Origin of the sequence: Marinoscillum sp. (genome assembly GCF_040222955.1) — a bacterium.
Taxonomy (GTDB): Bacteria; Bacteroidota; Bacteroidia; order Cytophagales; family Cyclobacteriaceae; genus Marinoscillum.
On the sequence record NZ_JAVKCA010000024.1, the window covers coordinates 19,653 to 32,300 of the forward strand.

General features: G+C 42.7%; 6 protein-coding genes and 1 tRNA gene. 1 reads left to right on the top strand and 6 read right to left on the bottom strand.

The window, feature by feature from the left end:
• Positions 1-217 precede the first annotated feature (217 nt).
• The 5 genes from RIH33_RS20830 to RIH33_RS20850 all read right to left on the bottom strand — a co-directional run bounded on the left by RIH33_RS20830 (position 218) and on the right by RIH33_RS20850 (position 10,558).
• On the bottom strand, positions 218-556 hold the full coding sequence (locus RIH33_RS20830; RefSeq protein ID WP_406650659.1) for a transposase: 339 nt from the start codon (positions 554-556) through the stop codon (positions 218-220).
• 309 nt (positions 557-865) lie between these two features.
• The gene (locus RIH33_RS20835; protein WP_406650660.1) at positions 866-1,579 is read right to left on the bottom strand and encodes a hypothetical protein; all 714 of its coding nucleotides are present in this window, start codon (positions 1,577-1,579) and stop codon (positions 866-868) included.
• Positions 1,569-6,620, bottom strand: coding sequence for a DUF6443 domain-containing protein (locus tag RIH33_RS20840; protein WP_406650661.1), 5,052 nt, complete (start codon positions 6,618-6,620; stop codon positions 1,569-1,571). The genes RIH33_RS20835 and RIH33_RS20840 overlap by 11 nt, the downstream gene beginning before the upstream one ends.
• A 5-nt stretch (positions 6,621-6,625) precedes the next feature.
• Entirely contained in the window at positions 6,626-10,138 is a 3,513-nt protein-coding gene (locus RIH33_RS20845; RefSeq protein WP_406650662.1) for a hypothetical protein, read from the bottom strand.
• Positions 10,139-10,482: 344 nt separating this feature from the next.
• A tRNA-Lys gene (locus RIH33_RS20850) sits at positions 10,483-10,558 on the bottom strand.
• Between the two features lie 82 nt (positions 10,559-10,640).
• Between RIH33_RS20850 and RIH33_RS20855 the strand changes: the two genes are divergently transcribed.
• Positions 10,641-11,360 carry a hypothetical protein gene (locus RIH33_RS20855; RefSeq protein WP_406650663.1) on the top strand — a complete coding sequence of 240 codons (720 nt, stop codon included), beginning with the start codon at positions 10,641-10,643 and terminating at the stop codon, positions 11,358-11,360.
• Between the two features lie 64 nt (positions 11,361-11,424).
• Here the strand turns inward: RIH33_RS20855 and RIH33_RS20860 are convergent, their stop codons facing one another.
• Positions 11,425-12,435, bottom strand: a complete 1,011-nt coding sequence (locus RIH33_RS20860; RefSeq protein WP_406650664.1) for a glutamine synthetase beta-grasp domain-containing protein — start codon at positions 12,433-12,435, stop codon at positions 11,425-11,427.
• Between the last annotated feature and the right edge of the window lie 213 nt (positions 12,436-12,648).

Consider the following 12,648-nt stretch of genomic DNA (forward strand, 5'->3'; position numbering starts at 1 on the left):
TCCAACAATTTCCAAAAAAAACCAAACACTATGAGTCAAAATGATTTTTTGTGTGCGACCGGCTAGGTTGGTGCCTCTGTCATCTAACCAATTGTTTTCTTTGCCTAAGCGGCCCGACCTACGCGGCTCGGGGCAAGCAAAGAAAATGAAGGGTAAGTAGCCAATCAATTAGATTGAGGTATATTAAGGTTTCAGATCACTTCCTCACCATCCATCTTTAATGCAATCTCCCCACAGGAATTCTGCTTGATCCATTATTATGCAAATAGTCCAATCGTTGATCTTTCATCTCGTTGGTTGATAATTCAACCGGCCGATTATCTTGCTGCCAAAACTGATACTTTACATTATTGCTATTCTTCTCTCCTGCCGATCGAAACAGCCACAGCATCCAATTTTTCCTGCTCTCCTGCAAGTTCTCCTCTATCTCTTTCAGTATTTTCTTGCTGGTAAATTTCTTAAAGTCCCTCAGGATCTCAGAGAGATTGCCACCTTCCTGAGCAGCAACGATGAGATGAACGTGATTGGACATCACACACCATGCATACAAGATCAAACCCTTTTCGTTTTGACAATACCGTAAAGACTCCACAATTATATCTTTATACAATGGTCTGGATTCCACCCATTGAACAGTGCAAAGGTGATAAAGTGGGGGGCCTTATGATCTGATATCGTGTACTTTGAAGGCATTCACCAGGTTATTAAACCTGATTAAGATTTCCTTTTCCTCTGGCTGCAATTACTGAAGCTTCTATCCTCCTTATTTTGCCAGTTACAAACTGACCACTTATTTTTAGGCTTAAGTTACGCTCCGCTAAACTTAAGCCAGGGTGGGCTTCATACTTTTGTCTACTATTAATTTTCACTGATTTGGGGTATTCTCCAGATTCTTCTTTGATATAATGTATTCCCCCAATGAGTCATATTGATGTGCTATTTGCCACTTTCCTTCTTTAAACAACACACTATCCTTAATTGAACCATTAGAATAATTCCTAACAAACCACCCAATCCTATCACCATCCTCATATTCTCCAACCTCATCTATTGTACCATCTTCAAAGTAAACGGTGTATTTCCCATTTCTTAATTCACCCTCTCTTTCTTCATCTATGAACAACTTCCCGTTGGGGTGGTAAACCTTAAACCAAGTCTTCACACCATCCTGATAAGTTGTGGTTGTGTACAAATTACCCAAACTATCATACTCAATCAGATCTCCATCAATTTTTCCATTTAAATATTTGAAAGTCTTGTTCAAATTGCCATCATCAAAGAATATCTCTACTGGCCCTTCAAGAGTATCGTTTGAGTAGCCATATTTTCTTTTGACCATACCATTTGAATAGTAATCAGTTGCATTACCATTAAGAAGCCCGTTCTGATAGTTTAGAGATCGCTTTAATTGACCTTCTTCATAGTATTCCTGGAACACGCCATGTAGCTTATCATCCTTGAGCTCCCCCTTAGCTAACAAATTACCATTCGGATAATGCTCTTCCTTGATCTCATATTTTGAACATGCCAAAACACCTAGTAGTATCAATATTATGACAATAGATTTTCTATTTCCCATTCTTCAAATAATAAGATGCAGAATCTGCGTCAAAATAATCAGATGTATCCCTCAAATGTCTGTAATACGGACGTCCTTTTTCCTGCGGATTCATCTCAATGCTATCTCCAAAGTTCGGAACATTGTGCCATTTTCCAGTGGGATAGCTACTTTTCACTACGCCATTTACAACCTTGGTTGCAGTAGCCTGATCCATCACAATTTCAGTGACTTTACCTCCAAATTCAAATAAGTATATACCGTCTGATAAAAATCCGGCTAATTGCTTAACTGTTGAATTTGGCATTGGGGTTCTACCATCCCATTTGAAGGTTTTGCCGTTTTCTCTGAAATCCACTAAACCCTCTGCAGGATCGATTATTGCATGTGACGCCTTTCCTTTTCTCTGCAGAAAGATAGGTTCTCCTGTAAGTCCTCCAGATGAATTATAAAACTCAATTCCGCCCCCGGCTTCTGTCAAACGATAAACCAGTTCATCAACCCAATTCCAAGCACTTCCTGAAACCTCAACCTCATCCAGGCAATTACCATCCTTACATGGATCGGTTCCTCCAGTATTCGCGTTATCACCATTGCCATTAGCACTTCCAGCTATGTATGGAATGAAACCAAATTGCCTTTCAAACATATTCAAATAGTCCTTGACATCCCTTGCTGGATCACCTGTTTTTCCACCACCCTCGTTTGGATCGTCAGGAAACATTCCACTTGGGTCATTCAATCTTATCGGATTATTAAATGTGTAGTGATATGGCGTCCAACTATCCATTGCTTCAGTTAATGGGTCAATTGTGCTAAACCTTCCCAAGGCCGCATCATACATTCGAGTATCAAAATCGAGCATTGCCCATTCCTTTTGTTCTTCCTTATTTCCGAACTTATAAAGGTTTTCAGTCCCCGATGTGAAAGAGTTAAAGGTAAGCCCGAAGGGATAGTAATCATCTACCTGCATCACCTCAGACGCTACATAGGAATGGGTGGTGGTGGAGGCAGAGTGAATGGCCAGCTTCACGTCATCAAAATACGCCATCCCCTGGGTACATTTTAGGCTCACATACAGGGTGCCATCATCGGGTGCGGTAAGGCCGTTGGTGGTCCACTCCGCATAAGTGGGGGTAGCGGTGTAGAGGTTGTGATAGTCCTCCCGGGAGGCCAGTATGGTAGACTGCCCAGCCCCGTTCACTACTTTTAGTTCCATGTAAGCACGGTCTGTACTGTAGTACCTATTGCCATACCAGGCAGTGAAGTCTATCACATCGCCACTCTTTACACTGTAGGTCTGGGTAAAGCCCCCCCCACCCGCCACCTGCAGGCTGGTGGGTGCAGAACGTACGTAGGTAGAAAATAAGTTGGAGGTATTATTCGCAGCACCAGCAAAGGATGGATTTTCGTAAGCCGTGAAGTGATACTCATAGTTGAACTCCAGTGGCTCGGTGATGTCATAGGAAGCTTCAGTCACCCCGGGCCTGAAAGTGGACCTCACATTTCCCAGGTGATCTTTCAGGTCGTACTCATAGCCTCCTCCTCCAAAGCGGTATCGCCCTTCTGTATGCTGTAAAAACTGTAAAGTAGATGCAGATTCACCCACATCCTTGGTATACTGAAATCCACCCACATAGTCCATCTCCAAGCCAGTGTTGGTTTCCTTTCGCAGCTTCACGCCTCCACTACTATAGGTATATTTCACCCACCTGCCATCTGAAAATGATACGGTCTGAGGCAGATTTAAGTAATTGTAACTGATCTCGGCTATCCCTTTGTTTTGGTCGCTGATCATGTTGCCGTTATGATCATAGGAGTATTCTGTGGTCATGCTAGCACCGTTCACAAAGCCATCCTCTACGGTCAGGCTTGCTCCATCCACAGCATCTTGCACAGCCAGGAGCTGATTGCCATTTGCGTAAGTATACGTTAGGTTGTCAATGAGGCTATTGGCCCTTGATCTGCTAAGTCCCAGGATGTTTCCGTTGAGGTCATAGGATATGCTACCTACGCTAAAATGCCCGACATCCGGCATACCTGTATTGTACACGGCGCTGGTGAGTCGGTTGAGTTTATCATAGGTGAATGTATACTTTTGGCTTTCCAGGCCGCCGGATACCGTACCGCTGGCCCAGCTCATTTCTCCAATATTTCCGTTCCAGAAACCGGCTGTTTCGTATCGGAGTTCCATTCCAAACCAATCATGTGGATCATTTACGACCGCACCACCATTGATGGTGGTGAGCCAGCCTCGCTCGTTGTATCTATAATCCACCTTTTGGGCATATGTCGTTTGGCTGGTTGAATGTAAATCTTTCTGTACCATCTCACCTATTGCATTATAGTTGAGTTTTGACAGACTGATCACTCCTCCATCGTCTACCTGATGATCTACCCTTAAGAGCCTATCCATGTGGTCATAAACATAGGTCTCTGAGGCTACTACCTCCAAAGGATCAGATAAATTGTGGGTAATCTCCATCTCTTCCAATCGGTCATGTACCTCGTTGCGATAGGTATTGGTAACCCTATCTACTTCCCCCAGATAATTATCTGATATCGAAGCGATCAGTCGGTATTTAGCATCAAAGTAGCTAACACTCTTCAGGAAAATATCTTCTTCCAAAACACGACTCATGCTTCCGGTAACCTGATCTGGTGCGAGAACCTGCCCGGCAGCATACTCAAAGTTCGGCCCCCATGAAAGATCTAAAAGAAAGTCATAGGTGTCGTAATATGTTACAGCATACACGTCTGTCGCCTGTATTTGTGGAAATGACAAATTGGTATAACCATAGCATGCGCTGGATCCGTCATACATCTCGTCAGAAGCTGCTTCCGCCAGAGTTCTCAGATCTTCCACACTCTCTGACAAACCGATCACACCAGTGAGTATTGGACGATTGTACTCATCATATTTGGTGAAGGACCACTGAGGAGTAGGCTGGATATTCTGAGTACTTGCATGAAAAAAGGAAGTCCCTAGTGCCTGAAACTCGAATGACGGGGACAAAATTAAGGAACCATTGTTGATCACCTGATAATTAGTTCCCTTATACTCGGTGATGGTTTTGGTCACGCCATTGATCACTTCAGTGTTGGTCACAGAGCGTTGGTTTCCGTCCTGAGTGAGTACAAGTCTATCGCGCTCATCATAGATCATATACACCCAATCAGCTCCGGGTACCTTTTTTTCAATCATTCGGTTATTCTTATCGTATTTGTACTGAAAAAACCATTGATCTCTGAATGATTGATTGTTGACTTCTGCCCAGGAGCCACTCATTAGGCTTACGGCTTGTGGAGGGATGACCAATGCGAGTTGATCATACTCATCATATACATAGTAAGTAAGCGCATAGCCGCTTTCAGTCTGCACCGCCTTCACTCTTATGTTACCGCCAAAGTCTTTGTACTCCTTTGTGAGGTTTCCCTCCTCATCTGAGGTATTGGTTACCCACCACTCATTATCGAGTGCATTACCTACTGTGACCATATAATCCACTTTGAGTAGTGTAAGGCGCTTAAGATTATCGGTGGCACTGTAAGGAAGATGAGTAAAGGTTGTTTCGCGGCCTTGTCCAATCATCCATTTCCCTGAAGCGGCAGTTGCCTTGACCCTATTGAGTGGGGAGTTGTCATATACCGTATAGCTAAATGGATAGTCATTTGAAGCCATGTCCTCATTGGGATTTTCGTAGAACTCCTGAAGGTCAAGAAAGGGGTCATTTTGTATAGCTCCAGAATTCGTAGATGACTCATAAGGCAGAAAGCCGCGGATCTCTCGACCCACCTGGTCATACTCATGCACCTGTACCATATCACGAACATTTGGAGAAGCCTTCTTATTGATATTTTGGAAAGGCCTTCCCAAGCCATCGTAGCCCGCTATGGTCTTCACGACATCCTCAGGACTAGCCGCATTCAGGTTGGCAACCTCCGCTTCTGTTTTGTAACTATAGGTGATTACCTTGTTTAATTTCGAATCAATCTGGCTGGTAAAGTCATAAATGGAAAGATCAGGCACTTGGACGGAGACTGCCTTACTAAAGCATCCACCGTAGACATTCCTTGACCTGATGTAATATGTTTTGCCATATTCAGATTCTCCTAAAGTTAAGAAGTTTGCAGGTATGCTGACATCCTCAGATTTCGGATCAGTCATCCAAAAGTACTCATAGTTGGAGTCATTGGTATTCTGAGGATTTAGAGTAATACTACCGTTATTGTTCCTATAAGCTGTTGGTTGGTTAGGAATACTGTAATTTGGATTGCCCACGGAAATAGGTACATCCTGTGAATAATATGTGCCATCAGCTCGAAAGGCCGTTACCCGGATGGTGGTAGATTGTGTGATTTTCGGTGTGGTGTAAGTGGGGTTAACTGAGAGCAGTACCCCCGAACTTAAGTCTACCCAGGTATACGCTACAGAAGTAGGTTCATAAGCTGTGAGTGTGGTGGCGTTTCCATAGCATACCGAGAGGTCTCCAATTAATACAAATTCCTGAAAATCTATTTCCACAGTACCATATGCGTATTTTATTTCACCACAAGCATTGACCACCACTATTCGATATTCCCTGGGCTGCTGTATATTCAAGCCATTCGCTACAGAGAGTACCGTATTTGTGGTATTGATGCTTTGCCATGAATCCGAAGATCCCAGGGGTCGAGATTCCCACCGCTGAACACTCCCTGACACACCAGTGGCTACAAGTTGGGCACTATTATCATTCGGTTGGATAAAAATATTCTGAATCGTACCTGCCACATCTCTGGAGGAAACCGTTACTGTGGTAGAGACGGTGCCGCATGAGCAAGCAAAATCAATCCCGTATGTACCGGGAGTAGATCCCCAGGTCACAGTATTACCCGAAAAAGAATTATTCCCACCAGCAACATACCCAAGTGAACACCCGGAAGCTCCGGTGACCCAATAAGTCACTGACTGTCCAGTACAAACATTGGTACTTCCTCCAATGAACGCACCAGAGCACTGAGCGAATGAAATATTAGCCCCAGTGACAATAAAAATGAAAAAATAAGCTAAATATCTCATGACAACTAGTTGGCGGATTGATAGATAATTTTCTTCAAAGTGTGGCTATTCCCATTGGCTAATTCCATCACGAATTTCTCAACCCTTCCTAACCCGTCATACTCAAACTCCTCTGCGGCACCATTAATCTGCTTTTTGTAAACGACTCCTTTCAGAGGATCGTACAGAAAGGTTGATACCCGCAAGCCTGATCCTTCCAAAGGGGCCAAAAATGTACTGATGGTTCCATTATCAAATTCATCCATAATGCCCGATACTCCTTCAGGGTCCCCGGTGAGAGTCACTATTGCATCAAACTCACTGCCTTGGACAATTGCGACTGGAAAATTTCCTCCATAGGCCCACAGAACTGTATATGGCACCAAATCCCTACCAACAAACTCTTTAGGCTTCCCATTGGTATAGTAACTAATGGCCATTGTGGGATACCAGTTCCCATTTTGATCCCAAGCTTTTATGGTGTCAAGGTGCGCTACACCATCGTCCCCATAATACAAAAACCTTGTTCCTCCGACCTTTGAGCCGTTCTTGTATTCGACTTTTTCAATCAATGTTTGATGACGATTTTGTGTGAGGAGCTCCGGGGGCACCAACTCAGGAACATCAAGCGGATAACTATATTCGGTTTTATAGGATTCACCAGATTTCATCTCTTTGGCATCCTCTGTCAGCATTTGATAGTGCGCCGGGCTATAGGTGTAATTTGTCTTGGTCTCCAAAAACTCCGTAACATCTCCCGGATTATAAATCTTTTCCGTCTTCTCGGTTAGGTACTTCCAAAGTCGTCTTTCTTTCGAAAACTTAAAATATAAATCTGGTACCGGCGATTGAGCCTCTAAATCGTAGGTGTCACAATTCTCCAAATAATAGTGCAAAAAGTAAGCTGACTCAAGCTCTTGAGTTTCATAAACGAAATCTACTTGTTTTACCATGCGACCATCTATATCCCGGTAAACCTCTCTGTTTAAATAACCATTCTCCTCTGCATTGGTAATGATGGGGCTATTTGGAATAAACTTATTCGATGGGTCGTCAGGAGTGTTTTCATAAAAATGCTCAATAGCCCCCCCCTCGCCATACTCCCCAAAATATTCAGTAACCTTATCATACCCCACAAAATGTCCTTTGGCAGAGGTTCCTAACGGTACGTTTGATTCACTATTTACATAAAACCTCGTAACACCGTATTTGTGATTATCCTTTGAAATATCAGGGAAGAAGATTCCATAAACATACCGTGGGTAGGTCATCAATCTTCCCGATGAAATGGGCTTTCCTGAAATATTAACATTGTTATATTCGAACCTCCGGATAATCTTTTTATCCGGTCTAATACCGTCCGAATGCTCAATTTTCTTAATCCTGAGTCCAGCCATTTTTGAACTCGTATTTACCAATTCAGATGAGGTGCTGACACCATGATCCAGAGTAAATGATACCGAAGGAAATAAATTGTTCTTAATGACCGACTTAACAAGGTACTTCCCTGGTTGCAGAATTTTCTTGACTTTTAAATTAATTCCACAAACCCTTGTTCCATTTGAACCTGAAGCCATGGTTTTGTAAATAATGGGTGAATCACACGGGCCTGTATAATCATCATCAGCGCAAAGAAAATCAGCAAACATTCTGGTAAATGATCCACCACCACTAGAGACATGAATTAGCTCAAAGTACTTCTCACTATAATTTTCGGTTTCCAATGTACACGTCGATTGACTGGATGGATCCGTAGAGAAACAATTTTCAGGCCCTCCACAATAAAGAGATAAATTGAATTCCACCTCACGACCAGCTCCAGCCACTTCAAACGCGGCATAATCATCCCCTTGAAGACTAATAAAAGTAGAAGACTTTGAATTTATTGATGACGTCTCTACGTTAACATCATTACTCTCGAAAAAAAAGTTGGTTGTACCTCCAGTGGGGTAGGTAATTGAATTGAGCACCCAGGCCTTGGCATAGAGCTCATTCGGCTCCCTGTTAGCACCACTTCTCACTTCAAGCAAAGCATTATTTGCATAATAAGATATCGATGGTGTTAAGCGGGCTTGATCTCCCGCACCATTGGCATATCCCCAGTGATCTCTGGAAAAACTAATTTTATGAGGCAATCCATTAGCTTCATAACCAAAAACATGTGGATTATCACTAATACCCCCTCCTTCATGCCTCAAGCTTAACAATTTCAATCTCTTGGCTAAATAATCCGGGGCTCCTCCTGAGTTAAAATAATTAAAGTCAAACGTCCATCTCTCTTTCTCCTGACCTGTTCTATCTAATAGCTGGATGAAATCCAATTTTTGTGCTGCATCATGAACGTAGCCAGTCGCCCCATCTGTATGCAAAGCCAGATCAGCACGATCGCTGGTTACAAACTTCAAAGACCCTGAAGAAAACGAAATCTCATCCAAGTACTTACTAAACGAAGTAAGCAAGCTACCAGAGAGTGATAGAGACATTCCGATGTTAATAGCAGGAAAAGGTCCTGTTAGGGCATCGGGAAGACAGCCCACATCCACAGATAATGAATACCCGTCATCTTGCTGTATATAGAAATGTTCAGCTTCAATGTTCTCGCTATTCGCGTCAAATAAAGCACAATCAGAGGACTCATCGATTCCTCCATATGTACCTGGTATATTGTTATATGTTTGAGTTTCGCTAAAATTTGGTGCCGATCTCAAGCAAAAGGTGTTTCCGTCAGGATCAGAGTCTTTATAACTAAATGATACCTCACTCCCATTAGGAGAGACAATTTTAGTCAGGTACCATGTGGAAATATAAGGATCGCTTGCAGCGTATGGAATTTCCACAAATGGAACACTAAACTTATCACTAAATGATCCCTCTGTATACAAAACTTGAGAAAATTCCTTTTCTCTGAACTGATAATTAAATCCATCGGGAGTCACAATATCCCATGTAAGGTTGTCAGTGTTAAGTGTAATCTTGTAATTGCCAATGGACAATAACAACGGCTCATCAGAATTTGGTTGGAGTATAAACTTCCCCTGATGCCCATTAAAATTAAAGTAAAACAAATCTGCCAGAGGATCAATAGTATGAGAACATGCCGTGGATAAATAATCATAAACCAGGTCATCGCCAGGGCTCTTTGGAAGGTAGCCTGAGGCTGGGTTTAACCAACCAAATTGAATGTGATCTATAAAGTCATCAAGCCCTCTCTTAGACCTAGTAATGACACCTCCAGTAAAAAGTGTCCAACCTAGCCCCACCCAGGTAGCTTCTTCCTCTACCTTGATACCGGATGAATGATAATTCAAACTTATTGGAACTTCGATCTCATTTTCCTTTACAGTGTAGACCGGAATATTGATATCAACCATTCCATTGTATTTGGAAATCGGATTTTCAATATATTTCCCAAACGCTGCAGCTTCAGGCGAGGGTGGGATTATTTCCTGAGGTGAATTCTGAGCATTCGCGCAGAATGTGAATAAAAGAAGTGAACAGACCATGAACACATTTGGGGAAGTGTTTTCTGCATTTAACATACGAGAGCTTGGTTGGTACAGCATAAATGAAGACGGTAGATTGGCTTACAAAAAAATTCCATCACCCTTTTCATAACGATCAGGATAATAGAAAGAGAATCATACCGAGCTTTGACACACTGCTAAATAAAGCACTTTTCCGTTAATAGTCAACTATAATTTCCTTTCACCTCAATCTTTTGACCTTGAGTGCAAGTCTTGGGGTAGTCAAATGATAATTTATAGTCTGCAATTTTGGTAGCCTATATGCAAAATACAGATTGATCCCAGGTTTTGGATCAATCCAAATTCAATCCTCCACGTATACCAACAAAAAAACCTTACCGAAGTGGTAAGGTTTTTGGTGGTGATCCGCCTGGGGCTCGAACCCAGGACCCACGCCTTAAAAGGGCGTTGCTCTACCAGCTGAGCTAGCGAATCGTGTGATTATTTTGCTTTTTTTTAAGGCCGTTTCCTTAAATTGCGGTTGCAAAAATAGGAAGCTTGTTTTCAAAATACAACAATGAAATACTTTTTTATCAGAATAATTCAGACATTGTTTCTAATCCTGGTCATCGGCCTTCCGATTTATGGCCAAAATGCCGAATTGTTAACCGCAGATTCCCTTTTTGCCAATCAAAAATACACAGAAGCACTGAAGAAGTATGAGAATATTTTTAATCAGGATAAAGCTTCACCTGCCATGCTCACTAAGATGGCTTTTATACAGGAAGGCCTGGGCAACTATGCCGATGCGCTATTCTACCTCAACCTTTATTACCTGAAAACCTCAGACAAGGCCGCACTCACCAAAATGCGTGAACTGGCTGAGGAGCATAACCTGTCGGGCTTCGAGTATTCAGACTTTAAGTTCATGGCCAATTTTATTAGAAATTATGAAGTGGAGATACTTTGTGTCCTGCTGGCCTTTTCGCTTTTTCTGCTCATCTACGGCTACAGCAAACGCAAAAAAGATGAGCTGCCCAGAGTGTCTCTTTTTCTGCAAGCACTGACACTCGTGCTCATAGGCCTGCTGAGCAACCAGCTTTTTCTGGCCGATACGGGTATCGTGAGCCACGACCATGCACTGCTCATGACAGGCCCATCAGCTGGCGCGGAGCCTATAGACTACATAGAAAAGGGCAATAAAGTCACCGTGCTGCAATCGGATGTCCTCTGGACCAAGATTCGCTGGCAGGAAGAGGTGGCCTACATCCGTACCAAAAACCTCAAGACCTTATAACAAAAACAGGCGCCCGATTACATCGGGCGCCTGTTTTATTTCTGCTCAATTGCCTGGGCAATTATTATTTTACCGGCTTCACCGTTTTGATGATCCTTGCGGCCACTTTGTACGGATCTGCGTTAGAGGCTGGTCTTCTGTCTTCCAGGTAACCACTCCATCCGTGAGTCTTGGTGTAAAGAGGAATACGGATAGAAGCGCCTCTGTCTGATACTCCATAAGAGAAGTCATTGATAGAGGCAGTCTCGTGCTTACCAGTCAGTCGCTGATCGTTATAAGCTCCATAAACCGCAATGTGTTCTTTTACCAATGGTCTGAAGGCCTCACATACCTTTTCTACCTTCTCTCTGGAAGCAGCTGTTCTCAAGAAAGAATTGGAGAAGTTGGCGTGCATCCCTGAACCATTCCAGTCAGTCTGACCAAGTGGCTTAGGGTGATACTCGATAAACAGCCCGTATTTCTCTACCAGTCTCTCCAGCAAGAATCTGCCAATCCAGATTTCATCACCAGCCTGCTTGGCACCTTTAGCGAAAATCTGAAACTCCCACTGTCCGGCAGCTACTTCACCATTCGTACCTTCTACATTCAAACCTGCCGCGATACAAAGATCGAGGTGCTCATCCTTAATTTCTCTTCCGAAGACATTTTGTCCACCTACTCCACAGTAGTAAGGTCCCTGTGGTGCTGGGTATCCATTGGCCGGGAAGCCCAAAGGCTTATCCGTAGCAGGATCCCAAATGAAGTACTCTTGCTCAAAGCCAAACCAAAAGTCATCATCCTCATCGTCGATGGTCGCTCTGCCATTAGACTCATGAGCAGTACCGTCAGCGTTCATTACCTCAGTCATGACCAGGTAGCCGTTTTCGTGCACCGGATCCGGGCAAACAAATACTGGTCTCAAGATACAATCAGAAGAACCCCCTTCTGCCTGCTCAGTAGAACTACCGTCGAAAGACCAATCATCCAGATCTTCGAGTTTTCCACTGAAATTACTCACCACTTTAGTTTTACTTCTTAATGATTGGGTAGGCTTGTAACCATCAAGCCAGATGTACTCCAATTTTGACTTAGCCATGTTAATTCTGGTTTATATTTTAACTTGTTTAACTAAAAAATTACGATTTAATTAGTAAAATATCTATTACTCCAAATTTTAAAAAAATAACTGAATTATTAAACATTTTTCATCATTATTTATGAAAAATTGTTAATAAACCAATAATTCTATAAAAATTCAATACAAAATCCCATTTCCGAAAGACCTTGAATCTGGTCGGAAATGGGATTT

Bases quoted from the DNA above. Each gene is read 5' to 3' on its own strand.
- RIH33_RS20835 (WP_406650660.1), bottom strand. From the start codon at position 1,579: ATGGGAAATAGAAAATCTATTGTCATAATATTGATACTACTAGGTGTT.
- RIH33_RS20840 (WP_406650661.1), bottom strand. From the start codon at position 6,620: ATGAGATATTTAGCTTATTTTTTCATTTTTATTGTCACTGGGGCTAAT.
- RIH33_RS20845 (WP_406650662.1), bottom strand. From the start codon at position 10,138: ATGTTAAATGCAGAAAACACTTCCCCAAATGTGTTCATGGTCTGTTCA.
- RIH33_RS20855 (WP_406650663.1), top strand. From the start codon at position 10,641: ATGAAATACTTTTTTATCAGAATAATTCAGACATTGTTTCTAATCCTG.
- RIH33_RS20860 (WP_406650664.1), bottom strand. From the start codon at position 12,435: ATGGCTAAGTCAAAATTGGAGTACATCTGGCTTGATGGTTACAAGCCT.